We start from the raw sequence: 23,883 nt of genomic DNA, 5'->3' as shown, positions 1-23,883 counted from the left end.
TGTTCAGCCCTTGAGCGCGGCGAGTTCAGCGACGACATCAAGCAGGATGTTGGCACCGGCAACAAGCTCGGCATCCTCGGTGTATTCATGCGGGCTGTGGCTGATGCCTCCGGCGCTCGGCACGAAGATCATCGCCGCCGGCGCCATGCGCGCGATCATCTGCGCGTCATGGCCGGCGCCCGAGGTCATTCGCCGCGAGGCAAGCCCGCGCTTCCTGGCGGCAGCCTCGATCAATTCGACGACCTGCCCGTCGAAGACAACCGGCTCGAAGCGGGCCAGCCGCTCGACCGACACGGTGATGCCCTCGGCGGCGAGCTGTTCGAGAAAGGCGGCCAGCGACGCCTCCTGTGCTTGCAGGCGCTGCTCGTCGGGATCGCGCAGGTCGACGGTGAAGACGGCGCGCGATGGGATGACGTTGATGGCATTCGGCTCGAATCGCATCGTGCCGACGGTGGCAACGGTCGGCGCGTTGGAGGCCGCTGCAAGGTCATGCAGGAAGGTGACCACGCGTGCCGCGGCATATCCGGCGTCGCAGCGCATCGACATCGGCGTGGTGCCGGCATGGTTGGCGACGCCATCGAGGGTTATGCGCTGCCAGGAGATGCCTTGCAGGGTCTCCACCGCGCCGATCGGAATGCCTTCGCGCTCCAGGAGCGGCCCCTGTTCAATGTGCAGTTCGACATAGAGGTGCGGCTTGAGAAAGCCGGGTTCGCGTTCCCCCGCATAGCCGATACGGGCGAGTTCCTGCCCGAGCGTGCTGCCGTCGGTGCCGACAGCGGCGAGCGCCGCCTCGACATCGACTCCGCCGGCATGGACCAGCGAGCCCATCATGTCGGGGGAGAAGCGCACGCCCTCCTCATTGGTGAAGGCCGCGACGGCGAGCGGGCGCGCCGGCGGGAAACCCGACGCCTTCAGCGTCTCGATCACCTCCAGCCCGGCAAGCACGCCGTAGCAGCCATCATAGATGCCGGCGTCGATGACTGTATCGATGTGCGAGCCGATGAGCAGCGGCGCTTCGCCCGCATTGCCGGCACTTTGCCAGATGCCGAAAATGTTGCCAATGCGGTCGATAGCGACATCGAGCCCGGCCTGCCGCAACCAGCCGAGGAAGAGGTCGCGGCCCTGTCTGTCGGTGTCGGAGGCCGCGAGCCGGGTCAGCCTGCCCTCGCCGTCGCGGCCAACGGCGCCGAGTTCGCGGATACGGCCAACCAGGCGCTGTGCATCGACAGCAATCATGCTGTTGCCTCGGCAGCGAGCTTGCCGGCCAGCACCTCGGCCGGGCTCAAGCCGACCAGTTCGGCATAGCGATGCGGGTCGGTGGCGCCTTCGGTGTTGACCACCAGCACGCGGGATTTGCCGTCGAGGCCTAGATCGGCCCTGTTTTCGGCCATCGCCCGGACCAGTCCGGCAAGACCGACGCCGCCGCTCTCGCCGGCGACGATCACCGGATCGCTGCCGGCAGGCCGGGCCAGCCGCCGCATCACCGCGACGGCGTCGTCTTCGTCCACGGTCATGAAGGCATCGGCGACGCGCGCCAGCACGCGCCAGGCGACCTGAGAGGCCTCATAGCATTCAAGCATGGCCATGACCGTTGGCTGGTCGTGCGCCACCTTGACCACATGCCCTGCCCGGGCAGCCGCGACAACGCAGGCCGCGCGCGCCGGCTCGACGACGGTGAAGGTCGGCCTGGCGTCGCCGAGCACGATGGCGAGATGGCCGGCCACCGCCGCGGCAATGCCGCCAACGCCGGCCTGGACGAAGACATGGGTTGGCGGTTCGCCGAGTTGGCGCAGCGCTTCGCGCACGATCGCCGTATAGCCCTGCATGACCAGGCCGGGGATGCGCTCATAACCGGGCCACGACGTATCCGACACCACGCTCCAGCCCTTCTCGGCCGCGACCTGCGCCGCTTGCCTGACCGAATCGTCATAATTGCCATCGACGCGAACCATCTCGGCGCCGTAGCGGGCTATGGCAGCAATGCGCCCGTCGCTGACGCCGGCATGGACAAAGATCACGGCCCTAGCGCCAGCAAGCTCGGCGCCTTGCGCGACCGAGCGGCCGTGATTGCCGTCGGTGGCGCAGGCAAATGTCATCTTCGCGGCGACCGAGCGAACATCGGCACGATCGAGATCCTCGATATCGACGGGGCGGCCAAGGCGTTTGCCGGCCTCTTCCAGCACCAGGCGGAAAACAGCATAGGCGCCGCCCAGCGCCTTGAAGCTGCCCAGGCCGAGACGAAAGCCCTCATCCTTGACATGCAGCGCAGCGAGGCCAAGTTCGCCCGCCAGCGTCGGCAGCGCGTGCAGCGGCGTCATCGCGTGATTGTCACGATGAGCGAGAAAGCGCTCGACCGTGTCCGCGCCCGCGATCCCGAGGGTTTCGGCATCGGTCGCATCAAGCGGCTCACCGTGCAAGGCATTGCGATTGGGCAGGAACACTGGGCGCCTCCTTGGCAGTTAGCGACAACATATTGCAGGACAGGCGCAAAGAGCGCTGTAATTAGGCCTGCGAAATGCAAGTTTGTTTCACCGGGATGCCGCCCGTTGCCTCCATCGTCGCCCTCACTCGACAGTTTCGATCTCGCCATCCTTGCCATCCTGCAGCGAGACAACACGACACCGCAGCGGCTGATCGGCGAAGCGGTGAACCTGTCGGCACCGGCGGTGCAGCGCCGCATCAAGCGCATGGAGCAGGCGGGCGTCATTGCAAGCAATGTCGCGATCATCGAACCCGCGGCGGTCGGCCAGCCCATCACCATCTTCGTCGAGGTGGAGCTGGAAAGCGAGCGCACCGAGCTTATCGACGGGGCCAAGCGGCAATTCTCGCAAACGCCCGAAGTGCAGCAATGCTATTACGTCACCGGCGAGGCCGACTTCATCCTCGTCATCACCGTAGCCGACATGGGCGCCTATGAGGCGCTGACGCGAAAGCTGTTCTTCGGCAGCAACAATGTCCGGAAATTTCGCACCTTCGTGGCCATGGACCGCGTCAAGGTCGGGCTAACCGTGCCGTTGCCGGGTTGAGCTTGCCGGCGGGCAGGGTCCAGTCCGTCCGGCCATGCTTTTGACATTCTCAGGACGCGAATTGAGCTGGGAGGCGCGCTTGGACGACACCACGACAGTAGCGATCATCGGTGCCGGGCCGGCGGGCCTGGCAGTCGCCGCATGCCTGCGGCAGGCGGGCGTCGACTTCATCATCATCGAAAAAGAGCAGCAGGCCGCGCCTGCCTGGCGGCGCCATTACGAGCGCGTCCACCTGCATACGACCAAGCGCTATTCGTCGCTGCCCTTCGTGCCCTTCCCCAAACACTATCCGCGTTATGTGCCGCGTGCGCTCTTCGTCGACTATCTCGATGCCTACGCGCAACGCTTCGACCTCAAGCCCCGCTTTGGAGAAACGGTGAAGGCGGTCACCCGGGACGGTCGCGGCTGGCGTGTGGACGCGCTATCCAGGCCGTTGCGCGCCAAACATGTGGTGATCGCGTCAGGTTACAATGCCGAGCCCTTGCGGCCCGGATTTGCCGGTATCGATACCTTCACGGGCAAGACATTGCACAGCGCGGACTATCGCAATGCCAGGCCTTTCGCCGGTCAGTCGGTGCTGGTCATCGGCATGGGCAACACCGGTGCGGAGATTGCGCTCGATCTGGCGGAAAACGGCGCGCGGCCGACGATTTCCGTGCGCGGCGGCGTTCATATCGTGCCGCGCGAACTGTTCGGCGTGCCCATCCAGATGGTCGGCATGGCCGCGCGCCTGGGGCCGCAGCGCTTCAACGATGTTCTTTTCCCGGTCATTCTCGACCTGGTGCTGGGCAGGCTGGAAAAATACGGGCTCAAACGGCCGGGACAGGGACTGCTGGAGCAGATTGCGATTGCATCGCGCATTCCGGTGATCGATGTGGGCACCATCGGCAAGATCCGCGAAGGCGCGATCAAGGTCGCGCCCGATATCGCCGAGATTTCGGAACGCGGCGCCCGTTTCGCCGACGGCAAACACGGCGAATTCGACGCGATCATCTTCGCCACCGGTTACCGGCCGGGCTATGCCAGATTTCTCGAGCCCGGCATCCAGCCGGACCGCAGTGGAGTGACCCCCAAAGCTTCGGATCTCGGCCTCTACCTCATCGGTTTCCACAATGCAGTCACCGGATTGCTGCGCGAGATCGGGATCGAGGCCCAGGCGATCGCCGACGACATAAGGCACCGGCTGAACAGGACGAAGGCGGCCGAGATCTTGCCGGTGTGATGGGCTCGCGGACGACCTGGTTCCGCCCGGCTCAATCCGCCTTGCGCAGCCAGACCTTGTTGTCGTGGAAGGCAGCACCGCCATAGGGCGCGGGTGCATCGGCGCCTGTCAGCACGTTGATGCCCTCGCCGCGCTCATGCGCGCTGTTCGGCCAGATGCCTTCGGCTATCACCACGCCGCGCTTGATGCCGTCGAAGAATTTGGCATGCAGCACCAGCTCGCCGCGCCGGTTGCCGACCTCGACACGGTCTCCGTCGGCAAGCCCAAGGTCCGCTGCGTCGTCGGGATGCAGGAGGAGTGCCGGCCTGCCTTCCTTTTCCTTCGACACCGGCGTTTCGGCAAAGGTCGAGTTGAGGAAGTTGCGCGCCGGCGAGGTCGTCAGCCGGAATGGATGCGCTTCGTCGGCCACTTCGATCAGGTCGACATGGTCGGGAAACTCAGGCAGCCGTTCCACCGGTCCGAACAGGCCCATGCTCTTCGGCGGCCGGTTGGGAGCCGCCTGGCCGGTCCAGTCGGCGCGGAAGCGGAATTTACCATCCGCATGGCCAAACCCGTTGATAAAATGCGCGGCCTCGAAATCCGGCTGCAGATCGACCCATTTCTGCTCTTTCAAGCTGTCGAAACTGCCCAGCCCACGCTTGCCGAGAATGATGTCAATATGCTGCTGTTCGGTCAGGCCGAAACCCGGGCGGTCTGCGACCCCCAGGCGCGCGGCGAGTTGCTCGATGACGAAATGGTTGGTGCGCGGCCCTTCCGGCGGCTCGATCAGCTTGGGCCCGAGCGTGATGTGCTGGTTGCCGCCGCCCTTGTAGACGTCGTCATGTTCGAGAAACATCGTCGCCGGCAGCACGACATCGGCCAGCCTGGCGGTGTCGGTCATGAACTGCTCGTGCACGCAAGTGAACAGGTCGTCGCGCAGAAAGCCCTGCCTTACCAGCCGCTGCTCCGGCGCGACATTCACCGGGTTGGTGTTCTGGATCAGCATTGCCGTCACCGGCGGCCCGCCGTAGAGCGCGTCGCCGGCGCCGGTCAGCACCGGGCCGATGCGCGAATGGTCGAGATGGCGGATCGAGGGATCGCGCATCCTGGTGCCTTCCAGCACCTCCTGGTTGAGCTTGAAGATGCCGGAATTCGAATGGAAGGCGCCGCCGCCCTCATACTGCCAGCTGCCCGTGACCGCGGCGATGCAGGAAGCGGCATGCATGTTGACGGCGCCATTGCGCTGGCGAGCGAAGCCGTAGCCGAGACGGAAATAGGTTTTCTTGGTCGTGCCAACGAGGTGGGCAAAGGCCTCGATCTCGGTGACCGACAGGCCCGTGATCTCGGCCGCCCATTCAGGGGATCGTGTCCGAAGATGCGCCTCCAGCCCCTTCGGGTCGTCGGTGTATTTTTCGAGATAGGCGCGGTCGGCCAGGCCTTCCCTGAACAGCACATGCATGACCGCGCAGGCCAGCGCGCCGTCGGTGCCGGGCTTCAGCACAAGGCCCATGTCGGCCTGCTTCATCGTCGCGTTTTCATAGACGTCGACGACGACGATCTTAGCGCCGCGTTCCTTGCGCGCCTTGATGGCATGGGTCATCACATTGACCTGCGTGACCACGGCATTGGTGCCCCAGATCACCACGCAGTCGGATTTCGCCATTTCGCGCGGGTCGGGCCCACGCAGGGCGCCCGCCCCCATCATCCAGCCGGTCCAGGCGAGATTGGTGCAGATCGACCCGAAGAAGCCCGAATATTTCTTGGCGTGACGCAGCCGGTCGATGCCGTCGCGCTGCACCAGCCCCATCGTGCCGGCATAGAAATAGGGCCAGACCGTCTCCGAGCCGTATTTGTCTTCGGCCGCGATGAACTTTTCGGCGACGAGGTCGAGCGCCGCCTCCCAGCTCGCTTCCTGCCAGACGCCGTCGCCTTTGGCGCCGGCGCGGATCAGCGGCTTCAGCAAGCGGTCGGGGTGGTGGACGCGGTCGGCATAGCGCGCGACCTTGGCGCAGACGACGCCGGATGTGTAGCTGTTGGCCTTGGCGCCATGGACACGGCCGATGCGGTTGCCGTCGAGCAACTCGACCTCGAGCGCGCAGGTGGACGGGCAATCATGCGGACAGGCCGAATGGCCGATGCGAAGCTTGGCGTGCTGGTTCATGAAGCATGTCTAGCGAGTTTCGCACGTGGCGTGTAGGGCCAGATAGCGCCCTTCCTTCTCTCCCAAACGAAAGAACGCTCCCCCTACTCCGCCGTGCCTTCCTCATACTCGGCCGACATGGTCAGCCATTTTTCCTCGTGGCCGGCCAGCGTCTGGGCGAGCTGCGAGCGCTCCTTGGCCAGGCGCGTCGCCGTCGAGGGATCCTTTTCGTAGATCGCCGGATTGGCCAGTTCGTCCTCGATGCCGTCGATGCGCTTGCGTAGGCGGTCCATCAGCGCCTCGGTGGCGCGGATTTCCTTGGCCAGCGGCTCGAAGGCGGCGCGGCGCGCCGCCGCATCGCGGCGGCGGTCGGCTTTTGACGCCTTGTCGGCCTCGCGCTTGCCGCGGCGGTCGCCGGACACGCCGGTGACCAGCGTCTTGTAGTCCTCCAGGTCGCCATCATAGGCGTTGACCGCGCCATCCTTGACCAGCCACAGCCGATCCGCGGTCGCCTCGAGCAAATGGCGGTCGTGCGAGATCAGGATGACGGCCCCGGGAAATTCGTTCAGCGCATGGATCAGCGATTCACGGCTGTCGATGTCGAGATGGTTGGTCGGTTCGTCGAGAATGAACAGGTTCGGCCCCTCGAAGGCCGACAGGCCCATCAAAAGGCGCGCCTTCTCGCCACCGGACAGGTCCTTGGCGGGCGTATTCATCTTCTCGGTCGTCAGACCGAACTGGGCGACGCGGCCGCGCACCTTGGATTCCGGCGCCTCGGGCATCAGCCGGCGGACATGCTCATAGGCGTTTTCGTCCGGACGCAGATCGTCGAGCTGGTGCTGGGCGAAGATCGCCACCTTCAGCCCGGGCGCCACCGTCATGGTCCCGCTCTCCTGCTTGAGGCGGCCCGACAGCAGCTTGGCGAAGGTCGACTTGCCGTTGCCGTTGGCGCCAAGCAGCGCGATGCGGTCGTCGGCGTCGATGCGCAACGTCATCTTCTTCAGGATCGGCTGGCCTTCGGTGTAGCCGACATTGACGTTGTTCAGCGCCACGATCGGCGATGCCACAGTCTTCACCGGTTCGGGGAAAGAGAACGGCCGCACCGAATCGTTCACGATCGCCGCGATCGGCTTCATCTTTTCCAGGGCCTTGATGCGTGACTGCGCCTGTCTGGCCTTGGACGCCTTGGCGCGGAACCGCTCGACGAAGGATTCCATGTGCTTGCGGGCGGCCTCCTGTTTGACGCGGCCCTTTTCCTGCAATTCCTTCTGCTCGGTGTATTGGCGCTCGAACTGATCGTAGCCGCCGCGCCAGAAGGTCAGCTTCTTCTGGTCGAGATGAACGATCGAGTTGACGGCACGGTTGAGCAGGTCGCGGTCGTGCGAAATCAGCAGAACCGTGTGCGGGTATTTCGACACGTAGTTTTCCAACCACAGCGTGCCTTCGAGGTCGAGATAGTTGGTCGGCTCGTCGAGCAGCAGCAGATCAGGCTCTGAAAACAGCACGGCGGCCAATGCCACGCGCATGCGCCAGCCGCCGGAGAAGGACGAGGCCGGCCGGCGCTGCGCTGCGTCATCGAAGCCGAGGCCGGCGAGGATGGTGGCCGCGCGGGACTCGGCCGAATGCGCGTCGATGTCGGCCAGCCGCATGTGAATATCGGCGATGCGGTGCGGATCGGTCGCGGTCTTTTCCTCTTCGAGCAGCGCCGTGCGTTCGAGGTCGGCCTTGAGCACGATCTCGATCAGCGGCTCCTCGGTTCCCGGCGCCTCCTGCGCCACCTGGCCGATGCGCGTGTTCTTCGGCAGGCTGATCGAACCGGTCTCGGAGGGAAAATCGCCGGTGATGGCCTTGAACAGCGTCGTCTTGCCGGTGCCGTTGCGGCCGACAAGGCCGGCCTTGGTGCCGGCCGGCAAGGTCAGCGAGGCATGGTCGAGAAGCAGGCGCCCTGCCATGCGGAGCGAAAGGTCGTTGATGATCAGCATGGCCGCGCTTTTGCACCGGACATCAACGCTTCGCAAGACCTTGCGGGCCAGTTGGCCGCACAAGGCCTGAAACACAGGCGGGAGCGCGAGGCCACCAGAAGATATTCTCGCAAGGCGATGTAGCGGCTTCAGCGAAAAAGCGCCTGGCACGGCACTTCTGCTGCTGGCAAATTTCGGCAAGGAGGAAAAGCCCGAACCCTTTCTCGGCAAGGTCAACCAGGAGACGCTTGCCGAAATGATCGGCACAACGCGACCGGGAGTCAGCACTTCATGAACAAGTTCCGCGACCTCGGATTCATCGAGTACAATGGGAAACTCGTGGTGCACAGTTCGTTGCTGAACGTGGTTCTGCGCGATCAACCGCAAATCAGACGGTGAACCCGGAAGGGCAAAGCCGCTTTCCGGGTTCCATTGGCTGTCGCGTCCAGGCCGGTTGGCCGGGACGCTTCGCGCTTAGCCAGCCGCCTTGCGCTTGGCACCCTTTGCCACGGCGGCCGGCGCTGCTGCCGGTTTGCGGCCAAGTCCCGTCGACTTTGCCAGTGCCGACCGGGTCGCCGAGTAATTCGGAGCGACCATCGGATAGTCCGGCGGCAGGCTCCATTTGGCCCGATAGTCGTCCGGGCTCAGACCATAGTCTGTCCTGAGGTGTCGCTTGAGCGACTTGAACTTCTTTCCGTCCTCCAGGCAGATGATGTAGTCGGGAAATACCGACTTTTTGGGGTTTACGGCCGGAACCAGGCTCGGGCTTTCCACGACGACCGCGCCAGCCAGTTTTCGAACCGAGGCGCTGACGCTGGCAATCAGGTCAGGCAGGCCGGAAGCTGGGAGTGGATTGTTGCCGACATAGGCCGAGACAATATCGGCCGTTAGCTCTATAACGGTCTTATCCTCGATATTTGACAATTCTTTCATCCTATTTGCGAGAAAGCCATCCACCCCAGCGAAGACTTTCGTCGATGTATCTCTTTAACCGCGTCCCCCAACGGGCGCCAAGTGCCAAAACGAATCAAGACTTGGCGTCAACTATTTTTATGGAAAATCGACGCTGCGCAAATTAGAAAATCTAATACTTGGAAGCAGCAGACTTGGTCGTCCGAGCGTCGGCCAATATCTCAAGAATACGCCGCCAACGGGCACAGCGCCCGAAATCCTTCTGCTCAATCGCCTTTTCGGCCTTCATCGCCGCGTAGAGCGGTGCTTCGGCGCCAAATTCCTTGATCAGCCAATGCGCTTCCTGCCTGGCGAGACGTTCATTGTCGTCAAACATAGTCTTGCACCTCCGAGCGCTCCAGGCCGACCGCGATACAACTGCCGATGACGAGGACGGCGCCGGCAATTGCGGTTGTCGTCAACCGCTCACCGGACAGGGTCAGCAGCAATGTCGAGCCAATCGGCGTGAGATAGGCGACGACCGCGACCTTGCCGCTGCCTTCGAGCTTCAAGGCGCGCGACCAGAAGTAATAACCCAGTCCCATTGGGCCGGCGCCGAGATAGAGCCCCAGGGCGAGATCGACGCCGGAGGGCCAGGCGACGCCGTCGCCAGCGGACCATAGAAGCGTCAACGCGACGCCGACCAGCGACGAAGGCAGCAGCAGCCGATCGGGTGAAGTGGCGAGCCGTCCAACCATCACCGAATAGAAAGCCATGCACAGCGCGGACCCGAATGCGGCGAAATAGCCGAGGAGATTGCCCTGGAACCAGTTGCTCTCACGCCCTCCCGAAATCACCAGCGCAACGCCGGCGAAGCCAAGGGCCGCGGCAAGCCCCAGCATGACCGGACGCCGGGGATTGTCGAAGGCGATCACTGCCGCGGCGACCATCAAGGGCCAGGTATAGGCCACGAGATTGGCTTCGATTACCGGCATCGAGGCGAAGGCGACGTATTGCAGCACCATGGTGCCGACCAGACCGATGAATCCGACAGCGAGAGGAGCGAGTGTCGCCCTCGGCGCCATTGGCCGCGCTTCCTCAGGGTTCATGAGCCGGATCAAGGCGAAGACCAGTGCAGCTCCCGCAAATTGCAGGAACTGCACTTGCGACACCGGATGTGTTGCCAGCAGGGTTCTGCCGACCAAAGCATTGGTCGACCACAAAGCCACCGCGCCGGCGGCAAAGACCAGCGCGGATATCGAACCTGATCCGTGCCGAAACAATCGGCCTGGGGCTCTATCCCTGTGTTGGACCATGATCTTGCCCGAAGACCGGCTCCCACTTTTCGGGATCATGGTTGACTACCATGATTCCCTGGCTCCGCCCGAAACCTGTGCTTCGGCGGACGAGGCGGGCGTCGGATGCTCCGCCTCGAACCGGCGATAGGCCGGCAGCTGGTTGGTCCAGACGTCTTCGGCCAATTCGTTGACCCAGTCGCGGTCGTGATCATTGTCGGCGGCAAGATAGAACATGCGGTTGTCGTCGACATAGGGCTTGGCCACCGAACGCTGGTTGAGCACCAGGGTGACGCGCTCGCCATACTGGATCGGCGCCGTGCGATGCAGGACGCCAAGGAATTGCCCGAGGGTCGCGTAATTCATCTTGTGATCGATGCGCATGATGCGGTTGCGCGGGATCTCGCGGCCGGATTCGAGGATGGCGCGGCCCGTCTCGGAATCGTCGCAATAGATTTCGAGATGGCCGCCGACCAGCGGGTTGCTGATCGACAAAGGAATGAGTTCGGTGACCGGGACGCCGTCGCAATGCCATTCGACGGCGCCGTCCCTGGGATTCATGAAGGTGACGGTCGAGCCGACGATCGACAGCGGATAGGGCTCCAGCTTCGTGCCCATCATGTCGGACAGCCGCTCCAGACGCCGCTTGTCGTGCAGCAATTCCTTGATTTCGGGGATGAAACGGTCGGCGCCGGTGATGAAGGTCAGGTCGAGGTGCTTGTGCACGGCATGACTGTCCTTGAGCTTCAAAGCGGCCTCCTCGATTGCGGCGAGCAGTGCCGGGTCATAGCCATGCAGATACTGTGCAACGCCGAAACTCGACACTTTCCAGGCGGTTTCGTGGCCGATAATGGCCTCACGGCTCATCGCATAGCGCAGTTCGGGTATGGTATGTGCGTTCATTGTACTTCTCCAAGTGGGGGGCAAACACTTGATTAACAGTCGATTAAATTAGCCCCCCCTGTAAAATTAGGAATGCTGGTGCTAGTGTAAGCCCAGCTTAAGGTCGAAGCCCGTGCGTTTGCTCAGTCAGGTCAACCTCAATTCGCTGAAAATCGTGGAGAGTGCTGCGCGCCACGGGAATTTCACGCGGGCCGGCGAGGAGCAGTTCATCACCGCCTCAGCGGTCAGCCAGCGCGTCAAGAGCCTGGAGGATCAGCTGCGTTTCAAGATTTTCCAGCGCGGTGGCAATGCGGTGTCGTTGACGCCGGAAGGCGAGACCTATGTCTCGCGTGTTCGCGAGGCGTTGGAGCGGATCGTCGCCGCCAGCATGGAAGCGACCGGACAATCGCAGGAACATGTGCTGAAAATATCCGTGCTGCCGACCTTCGCCGCGCGCTGGCTGTTTCCGCGCCTGCCGGAGTTCCAGCGGCGACATCCCGATATCGTGATGCGGGTGTCGACCTCCTACGCGACGCATGAGTTCACGGCCTCCGATTTCGATCTCGAAATCCGCTATGGAGACGGCCATTTCAACGGGCTGCCATCCGATCTGCTGTTTCGGGAAGACCTGACACCGGTGTGCAGCCGCAAACTGTTCCATGAGATTCTTGGCAACAAGCCGGTGTCAAAGGTGACGCCCGACGACCTCAGGCACTTCACGCTTCTGCATTCCGACACCTGTACCCAGAACTGGCAGTCCTGGCTTGGCTTTGCCGGCGCCAGTTTCGTGCTCAGCGAGACCAAAAGCATCTATTTCGACTCGTGCATGATGTCCTATGAGGCCGCCAATGCCGGAATGGGCTTTGCCGTGGCCAACCGTGCCTATATGGCCAGCGACATCCGCGCCGAAAGGCTGGTCGCTCCCTTTGCCGTCCACCATCCGAATACCGCCGGCTGGTATTTCGTCTCCCCCCACAAGTGCCTTGCCGCACGCAAGGTGCTGCTGTTCAAACAATGGGTCATGGCGGAAGCGGCATTGACGCAACGCCAATTGGACAGTGAAATCCGCGATCTGGCTACCGAAGCTGTCTGAAATTCGTATCAGCGCCCAATTTTCCCCCGATGACCGCCGGTCAAAAAATTGAGAACCGTCGGCTAATGGACGTCCAATCCCTGCAACCCGCCCTGACCGGCAAGATTGTTGAACTCAAGCCGCTTCAGCCGGGGCATTCGCAGGGCCTTCTGCGTGCAGCCGCGGACGGTGAGCTGTGGAACCTCACGGCGACCGTGGTTCCCGGGCCAGCAACGATCGATGACTATGTAGCCAGCGCCCTGGCTGGACGACGGGCCGGGACTGTCATGCCTTATACAATCGTCCTGCGCGGCACGGGAGCGGTCTGCGGGGGCACGCGGTTCTGGAAGATCGATCGCATGAACAGAAAATTGGAGATTGGGCACACGTGGGTCAGTGCCTCGGTTCAGCGCTCAGGGGTCAATACCGAGGCAAAGTACCTTCTCCTGGCGCATGCCTTCGAGGTCATGGCGTGTGTGCGGGTGCAGTTCACCACCGATGAGCTCAATGACGCATCGCGAGCGGCCATTCTGCGGATCGGGGCAAAGCAGGAAGGGATCGTTCGCAATGAGCGGATCATGCCGGACGGCAGGAAACGCAATTCCGTGCGGTTCAGCATCATCGATTCCGAATGGCCTGACGTGAAGGCCATGCTTCTGCAGAAGATGCGGCGGTAGTCGGCGCAGGCAGCTCGCCCGGATCAGGCGAAAGCCCTGCCCTCTTCGGTACGCTGGAAATGCGCCAGATCGAGCGGCACGGAAGGACGGCCGAGGACCGTCAGGATCATATGCGCCTGGCCGCGATGATGGGTCTGGTGGTTGAAGACATGCGCCAGCGCGGGCGCAAGACGCTGCGAGACGGTGCGCATGTCCGACAGGGTCATATAGGTGAAACGGCCCGACAGCGCCTTGTCGCTCAGGCCAGAGAGCCAGTCGATGATCCGCCGGTCCTCCGCCTCGCGCGCCGTCCTCAACTTGGGCAAGGCCCGGTGCAGTATGGCATCCAGCGCCGTCGGCGCGTCGCCCTCGCCGGTGAAGCGCTTCATCCAGATGCGATCGGCAGCGAGCAGATGGTTGAGGGTGCCCATCAGCGAGCCGAAGAAGGCGCCGACGTCGCGATTGAACTCCTCTTCATCGAGGTCCGCGGCGGCATCATAGATGCGGCCATTGGCCCATTGATTATACGCCGCAAACATCATGAAATGCTGTTTCATCTTTTCTCCAGCCGCCCCGTTTCGGGGTGTCGCGAGCGATACCTAGACCGCAAAGAGACCCGCGCCAATGACCATTCTGCTTTATGAGCTCGTCGGGCGTGACGAGAGCCGTCCGTTCAGTCCACATTGCTGGAAGGCGACGATGGCGCTGGCCCACAAGGGGCTCGATATCTCGACCGCGCCGACGCGTTTTCTCGAGGTGCCCACCATCGAGGGCGGCGCTTCGAGAACCGTTCCGGTGATCCGCGACGGCGAAAAGGTCGTCATCGATTCCTTCGCCATCGCGCTCTATCTGGAGGAAGCCTATCCGGATCTGCCGACGCTGTTTGGCGGCGAAGGCGGCAAGGCGATGGCGCGCTTCATCGAGCGCTGGTCGCAATTGACCATCCATCCCTACGTCACCACTGCGGCGCTCGTCGATCTCCATGCCATGCAGGACGAAGAGAACGCCGTGTATTTCCGGCAGAGCCGGGAGCAGCGCTTCGGCAAGCAGCTGGAAGATGTCGTCGCGGCGCGCGATGCCGGCCTGGCGGCGTTTCGGGCTTCGCTCGAGCCGCTGCGCTCGATGCTGGGCTACCAGCCTTTCATCGGCGGCGCCTCGCCGCTGTTTGCGGACTACATCGTCTTCGGCGCGCTGCAATGGGCGCGCATCGCCACGCCCTACCAGCTGCTTGAAGACAGCGATGTCGTGACGCAATGGTTCGCGCGTTGCCTCGACCTGCATGGCGGGCTGGGACGAAAGGTTGCCGCGGCGGCCTGACGGCCGCAAGCGCTGGCCCTCCCGCGAGGCAGGTTGGACGCGCCATCAATCCGTGGCGGAAATCAGCGGCGGGATAGCCGGCCTACTTGGCCGCCTTCTTTGGCTTGCTGGTCTTCGGCTTGCTGGCTTTCGCGGCAGCTTTTTCTTCCTTGGGAGCGGCTTTGGCCTTGCTGGCGACAGGGGCCTTCTTGGCCGGCTTCGTGGCTGCCGACGGCTTACCCGCATCCTCCCGATCGATGTCGGCGGCCGCCTGGTGCCAATGGCGTTCGTGGTGACCGGCCGGTTGCCCCTCTTCCTGCCAGATCTGGTGTGCGCGGTTGCGAATGCGGTCCTGACGATCGTCTGCCATGGTCGTGTTGTCTCCATTCGGGCCGACTTCAGCGCGGCGCCGACGCGTGACTATAGCAAGCAAAGCGTTGCTGTGCAGCCGTCTGATCTCGCCCTGGCGGCTTGCCGGCCTGACATGGAAGCGCCCACTGCTCCGGTCCTTCGCTCGCGGTCCCTGCCCTTCGGGCGTTCAAACCCCTTGAAAGATGCACTGGACCTTTCAATCCGCCCAAAGGCCGACAGGGCTTCACCATTCGTCGCTCGGAACGCCAGGCAATTGGCTTTCCGTCCGCTTCGGGACCGCTCCTCACCCCTTGGCAATGGGCGGGGCGGCCTGTATAGAGCCCGCCACTCTCAATTCCATTCTCAGACAAGGACGACCAATGGCGCTCGAACGCACCTTTTCCATGATCAAGCCGGACGCAACCCGGCGCAACCTCACCGGCGCCATCACCAAGATGCTAGAAGATGCAGGCCTGCGCGTCATCGCTTCGCGCCGCGTCTGGATGAGCCGCCGTGAGGCGGAAGGTTTCTACGCCGTCCACAAGGACCGTCCGTTCTTCGGCGAACTGGTCGAGTTCATGTCGTCGGCTCCGACGATCGTCCAGGTGCTGGAAGGCGAGAACGCCATTGCCAGGAACCGCGAAGTGATGGGCGCCACCAACCCGGCCAACGCCGACGAAGGCACCATCCGCAAAGTGCACGCGCTGTCGATCGGCGAAAATTCGGTGCACGGCTCCGACGCGCCGGAAACCGCCGCGCAGGAGATCAAGTACTGGTTCTCGGACACCGAGATCGTCGGCTGAGCCGACAGTCGCACCTTGTACCCCGTAAAAAGGCCGGCATTTCGCCGGCCTTTTCATTGACGCAATGGTCAGGTCTCGCTGCCAACGCCGCTGCGCATCGCAGTGGCGGTGCTGGTCACTTCGGCTGACGATCTTTTACGTTCGCATGGGCGTTCGCTGCCGCCGTGTCGGTGGCCGGTGTCTGGGTGTCGGCACCTGCAAACGGACTACCCTGCCCAGGCGCCAGATCGCCGCTGTGGCCGGCCTTGTTGGTCTGGAAGGGTCGGCCATCGGCGCTGAGGCCATGCTGAAGGGCATTGAACAGATGGTCGTCCGCCTTCGCAAGGCCGGTGAGAGCAAGGAGCGATACGCCTGTGACAGCAAGGATAAGCGCGTGCGTTTTCATCTCTGGACTCCTTTGAGTTAAGGCCAGAACAAGCCGCAGCAGGTCTGGCGGCTTCAACGAAGGGACATTCGAAAATATCCCTTTTGCCTACCCGCCATGTCTGGGAGAGAAACGCTTCTCCTGCCCGAATTATTCCGGAAAGTGTCGGGCGATCGAATTAAGCGCTAACTCGCGGCGCTGAAGCGCAGGATTTCGTGGCCGTCCTTGTCCGATATGGCGAGCTTGCCGGCGTCGACCTTGTATGACGCCGCCTTGGCCAAGGCATCGAACAAGGCCTTTTCCTCGGCCATCACCTCCGGCGCGCAGGCCTTGTAGGTCGAGCCGACGTCGCTGATGGCGATCGCCTGGCCATCGACTTTCGCGGTGGCGAAATAGGTGTTGCAGGGGCCGCTGCCGCCGGCCTTGCCGGCCTCGCTGATCCTGAACGTCGCCTGCGGCGCGGTGATGGCGCCAATGCCATCGACATAGTCGACCACCCAGAGCTGGCCAAAGATGGAAGCCGCCGGCTCGGTGCCTGACGCCACCAACTTCAGCATGATGGTCTGCGGCGCGTCGGTCAGCGGGTCCAGCCGATGGCGCACATCGGAAATGAACATCAACTTGCCGTCAACGGTGATCCGCGCCTGCAGCGCATAGGTCATCTGTGACCGGATCACCGACGGATCGAATTTGATCTCGAAGCTGATCGGCACCTGGCCGGCCGGCTTGATAGTCTGCTCGCCGATGATCCTGGCCGGTGCATCGGCTACTGAAACATCCGCGAGCTGGACGGAAAGCACGGCGCTGGGCGGCAGGGCGATGCGCTCGCGATAGATCACCTCGCCCCTCACCGCGTTTTCAGCGGCCACGGACAATTCCGGCACCGCCAGGATGCCGACGACCAGAGGCACGAAACCGAAGACGAAGAACTCCGCGAGCCTGTCCAGCATGACCGCCTCCCTTACCCGGACTGCCAATCCCCGGGGCTGATCAACCTCACGCAATTGGCCAAAGGATTGCGGTCAATACATGGCTGCGACGGGATTTATTCGGACGATGACTTCCAGCGCTCTGCCGCTTGCGCGTCGGTTTCCTTGGCCTCGACCCAGCCACCTTCAGAACCATCGGCGCGATGCTCCTTCTTCCAGAAGGGCGCGCGCGATTTGAGGTAATCCATGAGAAAGTTCGCCGCTTCGAACGCGGCCTGGCGATGGGCAGAGGCGGCCACCACCAGCACGATATTCTCGCCCGGACGAATCCGGCCATGGCGGTGGATGACGGTGAGGCCCTGCAGCGGCCAGCGCTCAACCGCCTCGGCGGCGATACGGCCGATCTCGGCCTCCGCCATGCCAGGATAATGTTCGAGCTCCAGTGCCGTGAGCGCGCCCTGCTCATCGCGGCAGAGCCCGGAGAAAGAAACCACCGCGCCAATGTCGGTGCGGCCCGCCGTCAGTCCGGCGATCTCGGCGGCGACGTCGAAATCCTCGCGCTGGATACGCACGGTCAGCGCCAGGACGGCCGACACGGTGTCAGCCCCCGGTCATCGGCGGGAACAGCGCGATCTCGCGCGCGCCCGATATCTTTTCGCGGTGGTCGACATGTTCCTGGTTGATGGCAACGCGGATCACGTCGGGATATTGCAGCGCATGTTCGTAGCCCTCGCCGCGCGATTGCAGCCAGCGCAAGAGATCGGCGACCGTCTCGATGCCGGCGGGCAATTCGACATGCTCTTCAGGCATGCCGATCCGTTCGCGTACCCAGGCAAAATAGATGAGGCGGGTCGTCATTTCACTCATCCATGATGTGCTTGAGGCCGGCGCGGAAATAGTCGTAGCCTGTGTAGAGTGTGACGAGTGCCGCGATCCACAGCAGCACAAGGCCGGTCTGCGTCGTCAGCGGGAAGATCTTGTCACCGGCCGGTCCCGCCAGCAGGAAAGCGATAGCGACCATCTGGATGGTGGTCTTCCACTTGGCAAGCTGCGTCACCGGCACCGAGACCTTGAGCGCCGCCAGATATTCGCGCAGGCCAGAAACCAGGATCTCGCGGCACAGGATGATGATGGCCGCCCACAGCGACCAGCCGGCAATGCCGGCATGGCGATCGGTGTCGGCGGCAAGCAGCAAAAGGCAGGTCGCGACCAGCAGCTTGTCGGCGATCGGGTCGAGCATCTTGCCGATATTGGAGGTCTGCTGCCAGGCGCGCGCAAAATAGCCGTCGAAATAATCGGTGACGGACGCCAGCAGGAAAATGACCAGCGCCGACCAGCGGGCGAAGTCGCTCGATTTCAGATGGCCTTCGAGAAAAAAGCACAGCACCACCAGCGGCACCGCAATGATGCGGGCATAGGTCAGCATGTTGGGCAGGTTGAACGCGCGCTGGGCCATATCTGGTGGACTCTTTCTGCCTGCGTACTCAAATCAGAAGCGAATGTAGGGGGTCAACAGGCCAGATTCGACTGGCCAGCTGAAAGTGCTGAATTTTTTAACTTTCGTGAAAATGATTGTAGACCAGTTTGGCGACCTGTTCGGAAATACCGTCGACTTTCCTCAGATCCTCGATCGCGGCACGGCTGACCGCCTTGGCGGTGCCGAATGCAAGCAGCAGCGCGCGCTTGCGGCCGGGGCCGATGCCGGCGATCTCGTCGAGCGGGCTTTTGACCATCTCCTTCTTGCGCCGCGCCCGGTGCGAGCCGATGGCGAAGCGATGGACCTCGTCGCGCAGCCGCTGGACGAAATAGAGCACGGGGTCGCGCACCGGCAGTGAAAAGGAATCCCTGCCCTTGACGAAAAAACGCTCGCGGCCGGCATCGCGGTCCTGGCCCTTGGCGATGCCGATGGCCACGACGCGGTCCTCGATGCCGAGATCGGCGAGAATCTTGCGCACCGCCGTCATCTGGCCCTGGCCACCGTCGATCAGGATGACGTCGGGCCAGGCGGGGAAGCTGCCGGAGATGTCGTCTTCGACATCATCGCCCGCTTGCGCCGAGGCCGTGTCGTCGGGCGCGACATCGCCATGTTCCTTGAGCAGCCGCGAGAAGCGCCGCTCCATCACCTCGCGCATCATGCCGAAATCGTCGCCCGGGGTGATCTCGGTCGAGCGAATGTTGAATTTCCGGTACTGGTTTTTCACAAACCCTTCCGGTCCCGCGACAACCATGGCGCCGACGGCATTGGTGCCCATGATGTGCGAGTTGTCGTACACCTCGATGCGCACCGGCGGCTTGGCCAGGCCGAAGGTCTCGGCGAAACCGGCAAGCAGCCGTCCTTGCGTCGAGGTTTCGGCCAGCCTGCGGCCCAACGCCTCCCGCGCATTCTGCAAGGCATTGTCGGTCAGGTTCTTCTTCTCGCCGCGCTGCGGCACAGAGATCGCAACCTTGCGGCCGGCGCGGGTCGAGAGCGCCTCGGCCAGCAATTCCTGGTCCTCGACGCCGTGCGACAGAAGGATGGCGCGCGGCGTCGGCTTGTCGTCGTAGAACTGCGCCAGGAACGAGCCCAATACTTCCGATCCTTCCAGGGCAGGATCGGCTTTCGGGAAATAGGCGCGGTTGCCCCAGTTCTGGCCGGTGCGGAAGAAGAAGACCTGGATGCAGACCTGCCCGCCTTCCTGATGGATGGCGAAGACATCCGCCTCGTCGACGGTCGCCGGGTTGATGCCCTGATGGCTCTGCACATGCGACAGGGCGGCCAGCCGGTCGCGATAGATGGCGGCACGTTCGAAATCGAGGTCTTCAGATGCCTGCTCCATGGCGGCCGAAATCTCGGTCTTCACCTTCTGGCTGCGGCCGGACAAGAAATCCTTCGCCTCGGCGACCAGTTCGGCATAGCCCTCATGCGAGATTTCGCCGGTGCAAGGGCCGGCGCAGCGCTTGATCTGATAGAGCAGGCACGGCCGGGTGCGGTTCTCGTAGAACGAGTTGGTGCAGCTGCGCAGCAGGAAGGCGCGCTGCAGCGAGTTGATGGTGCGGCCGACGGCGCCGGCCGAAGCAAACGGGCCGAAATAGTCGCCTTTTCGCGAGCGCGCGCCACGATGCTTGTAGATGCCGGGCGAGACATGGTCGCCGGTCAAAAGGATATAGGGAAACGACTTGTCGTCGCGCATCAGCACGTTGAATCGCGGCCGCAAGCGCTTGATAAGATTGGCTTCGAGCAGCAGCGCCTCGATCTCGGTGCGGGTGACGACGAATTCCATCGTCGACGTCTCGCGCACCATGCGGCCGATGCGGTTGGTGTGGAACCGGCCTTGCGCGTAGTTGGTGACGCGCTTCTTCAGGCTGCGTGCCTTGCCGACATAGAGCACGTCGCCCGCGGCGTTCATCATGCGGTAGACGCCGGGCGCGTTGGGCAGCCGCTTGACCAAGGTCTGGATCACCTCGGCGCCGACCATGCCTTCGGCATCGCCGGCATGCGGCGTCCAGTCGATGGCGGTGAAGGCGACATCCGGGCCTGTCGGTTCGACGATCTCCTCGAGCGCCTCGTCCTCGAGGTCGATTTCGGGAGGCAGGTCATCGGCGCCGCCACGCGCCTTGTTTTTGTGATCCAAAGGACTCATTCCGTCATGCCTGTCACATCGGGCGTCTGCCATGCAAGATGCTGGCCGCCGTCGAGCGCGATCATCTGGCCGGTGACCGAGCGCGCATCCCAGAGATAGCGGATGGTGGCGCCGAATTCCGGCAATTCCGGGCCGCGCTTCAGGATCAGGCCAGCGAGCTGTGCGTCAAAATCGGTATCGTCCTGGCGGACATTCTTCAGAGTCGGGCCAGGCCCGATCGCGTTGACGCGAATGCGCGGGCCGAGCGCTTGCGCCAGCATCTGCGTCTGGGTCCACAAAGCCGACTTCGACAACGCGTAGGAGAAGTAGCGTGGCGTCGGCCGCCAGACGCGCTGATCGATGATGTTGACGATCAGCCCCTCGCGCCCTTCAGGCAAGGCGCGAGCGAAATTCTGCGCCAACAGCGCCGGCGTTTTCACGTGGATGGCAAAGTGGCGGTCCCAGGCTTGCCAATCGAAATCCTCAACGGAATCGCCGACGAAAAGCGACGCATTGTTGACCAGCAGCGATATTGGACCCAGGGCGGCCTGCGCCTGGCCGACGAGGCCGCTGACGGCGCTCATGTCGGTCAGATCCGCCCCAACCACGGTGGCACGGCCGCCAGACCGATTGATCCCCGCGGCCAAGGCATCCGCCTCGTCGTGCGAGCGATTGGCGTGGATGGCGACGGCAAAGCCATGGCCGGCAAGGTCTTCGACAATTGCCTTGCCGACCCGTTTCGCCCCGCCGGTCACCAGGGCCGCGGCAATGGCTTTGCTCATCTGCTGTCAATCCTCAATTTCGGCCCGAAAACACGACGCCGACGAAATATGGCCCGGCATGCGTTAAACGGCATTCGCACTTGGGGCAGCATTGTGGCGAAACGCCCGGTTCGGCATGCCGACCCGTCTTGGAGTCGGAAGCGCCGGAACGCAATATAGGACGCTGGACTCCTTGCACCAAGCGGTGTGCAGCGCAGCATGAAATGGCTGCTGACATTTCGCTGTTGCGAAGATGCAACGTCAAGGTTCCGCCTCATTCGCGCCGGGTAATGACCCAAGTTCAGGTTCGCTTCAGCCTCATTTTGACACGACATTTGGAACCGACGAACGCCAGATCCGTTTCACCCCCCGGACGGGTTGATGGCGATCGTGAGAAACAAGCCTGTGTCCTGTGGCTTAAGGAGTAAAGAACAATGCAAGCCAATCTCAAATTCGCACGGCCGCTGGCCGTTGCCCTCGGGCTCTTCGCCCTCGGTGGTACTGCCTATGCCGCAGACGTCGTCCAGGAAGAGCCCCCGGCACCCGCACCGGTCGCCGAACTGCCTGTCGCATCCTGGGCCGGCCCCTATGTCGGTCTTAACGTTGGCTACGGCTTCAGCGGCCGTACCAAGGAGAAGGATTTCGACGTTTCGACCGACACCAAGGGTTTCGTCGGCAGCGTCTTCGGCGGCTATCAGTGGCAGCAGGAGAACTTCGTGTACGGCGGTGAAGCCGAACTCGGCTACAACGGCGTCAAGGGTGACGACAACGGCATCAACTCGAAGGGCGGCTTCGAAGGATCGCTGCGTGCCCGTCTTGGCTACGCCGTGACCCCGGAAATCCTGCTCTATGGCACCGGCGGTCTCGCCGGCAGAAGCCTGAAGGTGGAAGACTCGGTCATTCCTGCCAGCGACACCGCCACCATGATCGGCTGGACCGCCGGCGTCGGCACCGACATCAAGCTGACCGACAACGTCTTCGGCCGTGTCGAGTACCGCTACACCGACTTCGGCAGCAAGAGCTTCGATGGTATCGGCAAGGTCAAGGCCACCGACAACCGCGTCACCTTCGGCCTCGGTATGAAGTTCTAAGTCGTTCAAGCCACGACACGAAAAAGCCGGGCCTCGTGCCCGGCTTTTTTATTGTCGGCCGCTCAGGCCGGAACCGCCGACTTCAGCTCCGGAAATTTTTCGTCGAAACGTGCTGCCCAGCGAGTCAGCCGGCCACGGCCTTTTTCCACTTGCCGGCGAAACGCAGCGCGAGATAGCCGAGGCAAGCGCGCAACGCCATCTGACCGGCCGTGATCTTCTTCGGTAGTTTCGGCGGGTTGGCATTGAGCAGATCGAGCGCGGCGGCGATCTTCGCCCACTGCCGGTCGAGCCAGGGCTGATAGACCATCTCTTCGGGCCGGGTGCGGCGTTCATAGACCATCGACAGCGCGCAATCGCAGATGCCGTCGGCCAGTGCCTCCAGCACTTCCGCCTCCAGCCGCTTGTCGGGATTGCGCGGAAACAACGCGTTCTTCGAAATCCGGTTGAGGTGCTGGGTGATGGCGCGGCTGTCGTGAATGGAACGGCCATCGTCGAGCACCAGCACCGGGATCTTGCCAAGCGGATTGGCGCCGATCAGTTCGGCCGGCTTGTCCTCGGTCTTGACCGGCACCAGATCGATCGCGATCCCGGCATAGGTCGCGGCCATCCTTACCTTGGAGCTGTAGGGAGAGGCGGGCGCGTAGAGCAGCTTCGGCATGATCGGTTTCCTGTTTGCAGGCGTCCAGTGTTGACTGGACAGGCGCTTGCGATCAATCGCCAGAGCGCGAGAAAACAGCGGCCAGAAACCGGTGGCGGTTTCCGCTCCAGACATCCCGGACAAGCCTACGGACTGGTACGCTGGAAACACGAGCGACGACGGCAGGTTGACGGGATTCAACCTGCATTCGCATCTCACGAACCCGAGGCATCGCACCCGGGCCTTCGCCGACCGCGGCAAGGAGACGATCCAAGGAGCGAGCGAGGCAGCCAACCGGCGCCTCGCTTTGCTTGCCCCTCGGTCCCATCCCGATGTTCAGCCTCAAGGCTGAACCCGCTGCCGAACAGCTTCGATCCAGAGCGTCAGAGCGTCCTTGCGAACCCCGAAGGGATACGCGACGCCCCAACGATCCATCTACTTCTTGGCCGGAGCCTTCGCCTTCGCCTTCGCAGGCGCTGCCTTGGCCTTCGGCGCGGCGGCTTTCTTTACCGCGGGCTTGGTCGCGGCCGCTGCTGCTTTCATGGCCGGCTTTGCCGCTGCCTTCGCGGCAGGCTTTGCCGCAGCCTTGGCGGGCGCTGCTTTCTTGGCCGCGGGCTTGGCCACGGGCTTCGCTGCTGCCTTGGCCGCCGGCTTCTTCGCCGGTGCGGCCTTCGCTGCGGGCTTTGCCGCTGCCTTGGCGGGCGCCGCCTTCTTCACTGCCGGCTTTGCCGCAGCCTTGGCCGCCACCGGCTTCTTGGCCGGTGCTGCCTTTGCCGCGGGCTTGGCCGCCGCCTTCGCAGGCGCTGCTTTCTTCACTGCTGTTGCGGCCTTCGCCGCGACTGCTTTTGCGGGTGCTTTCTTTGCCGGTGCCTTGGATGCCGGCGCTTTAGATGACTGCTTAGCCATGTCATGCCCCTTCACGTTATGC

The 23,883-nt window shown here is 63.2% G+C and carries 25 protein-coding genes and 1 pseudogene; 7 read left to right on the top strand and 19 right to left on the bottom strand.

The window, feature by feature from the left end; all coding sequences use genetic code 11:
- Positions 1–3: 3 nt before the first annotated feature.
- Positions 4–1,236: a Zn-dependent hydrolase gene (locus FJV83_RS04585; RefSeq protein WP_095770638.1), complete on the bottom strand. Its 1,233-nt coding sequence runs from the start codon at positions 1,234–1,236 to the stop codon at positions 4–6.
- A complete protein-coding gene (locus FJV83_RS04580) occupies positions 1,233–2,441 on the bottom strand; it encodes a diaminopropionate ammonia-lyase (protein WP_142877855.1) in 1,209 nt (402 codons plus the stop codon). Before FJV83_RS04580 ends, FJV83_RS04585 begins: the two co-directional genes overlap by 4 nt.
- Positions 2,442–2,546: 105 nt before the next feature.
- Between FJV83_RS04580 and FJV83_RS04575 the strand changes: the two genes are divergently transcribed.
- Entirely contained in the window at positions 2,547–3,026 is a 480-nt protein-coding gene (locus FJV83_RS04575; RefSeq protein ID WP_095770640.1) for an Lrp/AsnC family transcriptional regulator, read from the top strand.
- Between the two features lie 34 nt (positions 3,027–3,060).
- Positions 3,061–4,248: an NAD(P)/FAD-dependent oxidoreductase gene (locus tag FJV83_RS04570; protein WP_179296322.1), complete on the top strand. Its 1,188-nt coding sequence runs from the start codon at positions 3,061–3,063 to the stop codon at positions 4,246–4,248.
- A 31-nt stretch (positions 4,249–4,279) separates the two neighbouring features.
- Here FJV83_RS04570 and FJV83_RS04565 read toward each other — a convergent pair whose 3' ends face one another.
- From FJV83_RS04565 to FJV83_RS36315, 6 genes are all read right to left on the bottom strand, one after another.
- Complete coding sequence (locus tag FJV83_RS04565; protein WP_095788305.1) at positions 4,280–6,388, bottom strand: molybdopterin oxidoreductase family protein; 2,109 nt, start codon at positions 6,386–6,388, stop codon at positions 4,280–4,282.
- An 83-nt stretch (positions 6,389–6,471) separates the two neighbouring features.
- Positions 6,472–8,349: an ABC-F family ATP-binding cassette domain-containing protein gene (locus FJV83_RS04560; protein ID WP_142886398.1), complete on the bottom strand. Its 1,878-nt coding sequence runs from the start codon at positions 8,347–8,349 to the stop codon at positions 6,472–6,474.
- A gap of 453 nt (positions 8,350–8,802) precedes the next feature.
- Complete coding sequence (locus tag FJV83_RS04550) at positions 8,803–9,261, bottom strand: MucR family transcriptional regulator (RefSeq protein WP_019857325.1); 459 nt, start codon at positions 9,259–9,261, stop codon at positions 8,803–8,805.
- Between the two features lie 151 nt (positions 9,262–9,412).
- Positions 9,413–9,616, bottom strand: coding sequence for a hypothetical protein (locus tag FJV83_RS04545; protein WP_010915223.1), 204 nt, complete (start codon positions 9,614–9,616; stop codon positions 9,413–9,415).
- Positions 9,609–10,535 carry a DMT family transporter gene (locus FJV83_RS04540; RefSeq protein WP_142886397.1) on the bottom strand — a complete coding sequence of 309 codons (927 nt, stop codon included), beginning with the start codon at positions 10,533–10,535 and terminating at the stop codon, positions 9,609–9,611. Before FJV83_RS04540 ends, FJV83_RS04545 begins: the two co-directional genes overlap by 8 nt.
- A 45-nt stretch (positions 10,536–10,580) precedes the next feature.
- Positions 10,581–11,417, bottom strand: coding sequence for a hypothetical protein (locus FJV83_RS36315; RefSeq protein ID WP_185973418.1), 837 nt, complete (start codon positions 11,415–11,417; stop codon positions 10,581–10,583).
- Positions 11,418–11,529: 112 nt separating this feature from the next.
- Here FJV83_RS36315 and FJV83_RS04525 point away from each other — a divergent pair, with 112 nt between their 5' ends.
- Together FJV83_RS04525 and FJV83_RS04520 are read left to right on the top strand one after the other, a co-directional pair.
- Positions 11,530–12,489 carry a LysR substrate-binding domain-containing protein gene (locus FJV83_RS04525; protein ID WP_095770643.1) on the top strand — a complete coding sequence of 320 codons (960 nt, stop codon included), beginning with the start codon at positions 11,530–11,532 and terminating at the stop codon, positions 12,487–12,489.
- Positions 12,490–12,554: 65 nt separating this feature from the next.
- Positions 12,555–13,145, top strand: coding sequence for a GNAT family protein (locus tag FJV83_RS04520; RefSeq protein ID WP_185973417.1), 591 nt, complete (start codon positions 12,555–12,557; stop codon positions 13,143–13,145).
- Between the two features lie 23 nt (positions 13,146–13,168).
- Here FJV83_RS04520 and FJV83_RS04515 read toward each other — a convergent pair whose 3' ends face one another.
- Entirely contained in the window at positions 13,169–13,681 is a 513-nt protein-coding gene (locus FJV83_RS04515; RefSeq protein WP_019857317.1) for a DinB family protein, read from the bottom strand.
- A 67-nt stretch (positions 13,682–13,748) separates the two neighbouring features.
- Between FJV83_RS04515 and FJV83_RS04510 the strand changes: the two genes are divergently transcribed.
- A complete protein-coding gene (locus FJV83_RS04510) occupies positions 13,749–14,441 on the top strand; it encodes a glutathione S-transferase family protein (RefSeq protein WP_095770645.1) in 693 nt (230 codons plus the stop codon).
- An 82-nt stretch (positions 14,442–14,523) separates the two neighbouring features.
- Here the strand turns inward: FJV83_RS04510 and FJV83_RS04505 are convergent, their stop codons facing one another.
- Positions 14,524–14,790, bottom strand: a complete 267-nt coding sequence (locus FJV83_RS04505) for a DUF2934 domain-containing protein (RefSeq protein ID WP_095770646.1) — start codon at positions 14,788–14,790, stop codon at positions 14,524–14,526.
- A gap of 361 nt (positions 14,791–15,151) precedes the next feature.
- Here FJV83_RS04505 and ndk point away from each other — a divergent pair, with 361 nt between their 5' ends.
- On the top strand, positions 15,152–15,574 hold the full coding sequence (gene ndk, locus FJV83_RS04500) for a nucleoside-diphosphate kinase (RefSeq protein WP_095770647.1): 423 nt from the start codon (positions 15,152–15,154) through the stop codon (positions 15,572–15,574).
- 115 nt (positions 15,575–15,689) lie between these two features.
- Here ndk and FJV83_RS04495 read toward each other — a convergent pair whose 3' ends face one another.
- From FJV83_RS04495 to FJV83_RS04465, 7 genes are all read right to left on the bottom strand, one after another.
- A complete protein-coding gene (locus FJV83_RS04495) occupies positions 15,690–15,959 on the bottom strand; it encodes a hypothetical protein (protein ID WP_095770648.1) in 270 nt (89 codons plus the stop codon).
- A 164-nt stretch (positions 15,960–16,123) separates the two neighbouring features.
- Positions 16,124–16,888, bottom strand: coding sequence for a YbaY family lipoprotein (locus tag FJV83_RS04490; RefSeq protein WP_142886394.1), 765 nt, complete (start codon positions 16,886–16,888; stop codon positions 16,124–16,126).
- Positions 16,889–16,983: 95 nt separating this feature from the next.
- Positions 16,984–17,463, bottom strand: a complete 480-nt coding sequence (locus FJV83_RS04485) for a molybdenum cofactor biosynthesis protein MoaE (RefSeq protein WP_095770650.1) — start codon at positions 17,461–17,463, stop codon at positions 16,984–16,986.
- 4 nt (positions 17,464–17,467) lie between these two features.
- Positions 17,468–17,725, bottom strand: a complete 258-nt coding sequence (gene moaD / locus FJV83_RS04480; protein WP_095770651.1) for a molybdopterin converting factor subunit 1 — start codon at positions 17,723–17,725, stop codon at positions 17,468–17,470.
- A 1-nt stretch (position 17,726) separates the two neighbouring features.
- A complete protein-coding gene (pgsA, locus tag FJV83_RS04475; RefSeq protein WP_010915213.1) occupies positions 17,727–18,323 on the bottom strand; it encodes a CDP-diacylglycerol--glycerol-3-phosphate 3-phosphatidyltransferase in 597 nt (198 codons plus the stop codon).
- Between the two features lie 97 nt (positions 18,324–18,420).
- Positions 18,421–20,487, bottom strand: coding sequence for an excinuclease ABC subunit UvrC (gene uvrC, locus FJV83_RS04470; RefSeq protein ID WP_142886393.1), 2,067 nt, complete (start codon positions 20,485–20,487; stop codon positions 18,421–18,423).
- On the bottom strand, positions 20,484–21,248 hold the full coding sequence (locus tag FJV83_RS04465; protein WP_142877863.1) for an SDR family oxidoreductase: 765 nt from the start codon (positions 21,246–21,248) through the stop codon (positions 20,484–20,486). The genes uvrC and FJV83_RS04465 overlap by 4 nt, the downstream gene beginning before the upstream one ends.
- Positions 21,249–21,661: 413 nt before the next feature.
- Here FJV83_RS04465 and FJV83_RS04460 point away from each other — a divergent pair, with 413 nt between their 5' ends.
- Positions 21,662–22,318 (top strand): outer membrane protein, encoded by a 657-nt coding sequence (locus FJV83_RS04460; RefSeq protein WP_095770654.1) that lies wholly within the window; start codon positions 21,662–21,664, stop codon positions 22,316–22,318.
- A 62-nt stretch (positions 22,319–22,380) separates the two neighbouring features.
- Here the strand turns inward: FJV83_RS04460 and FJV83_RS04455 are convergent.
- Both FJV83_RS04455 and FJV83_RS04450 read right to left on the bottom strand, forming a co-directional pair.
- Positions 22,381–22,976 (bottom strand): annotated as a pseudogene (locus FJV83_RS04455) (glutathione S-transferase).
- A 414-nt stretch (positions 22,977–23,390) separates the two neighbouring features.
- Positions 23,391–23,771, bottom strand: a complete 381-nt coding sequence (locus tag FJV83_RS04450) for a hypothetical protein (protein ID WP_185973416.1) — start codon at positions 23,769–23,771, stop codon at positions 23,391–23,393.
- Between the last annotated feature and the right edge of the window lie 112 nt (positions 23,772–23,883).

This window comes from Mesorhizobium sp. WSM4307, assembly GCF_007003945.1.
In the GTDB taxonomy this organism is placed as follows: Bacteria; Pseudomonadota; Alphaproteobacteria; order Rhizobiales; family Rhizobiaceae; genus Mesorhizobium.
This window is presented reverse-complemented; position numbering and strand designations above follow the sequence as displayed.